Origin of the sequence: Clostridium sp. CMCC3677, from assembly GCF_023845585.1 — a bacterium.
Classification (GTDB): Bacteria; Bacillota; Clostridia; order Clostridiales; family Clostridiaceae; genus Clostridium; species Clostridium aquiflavi.
The window spans coordinates 1-233 of the sequence record NZ_JAMQHS010000098.1 but is presented as its reverse complement, the minus strand read 5'-3'; the positions used below and the strand labels follow the sequence as shown (position 1 = coordinate 233).

1 rRNA gene is annotated in these 233 nt (G+C 34.3%); it reads right to left on the bottom strand.

Annotated features, from left to right (window positions below):
• A 5S ribosomal RNA gene (gene rrf, locus NG901_RS16865) occupies nucleotides 1-105 on the bottom strand; the annotation flags it as partial.
• Nucleotides 106-233 lie beyond the last annotated feature (128 nt).

Below are 233 nucleotides of genomic sequence, written 5' to 3'. Positions count from 1 at the left end.
CCTAATCTCCCACACAGTCTCCCGTGCAGTACCTTCGGCGCTATAGATCTTAACTTTCCTGTTCGGAATGGGTAGGAGTGTTACTTCTATGCCATCATCACCAGATACTAGTCTTTCTAAATCTAATGATTTAGTTAAAACTATACTCCTTTAGCTATGCTAAGTGAGTTATTATTCAATTGAAAGAATGTTCTTTCAAAATTGCACATAAATTGTATATAACAATTATTTAT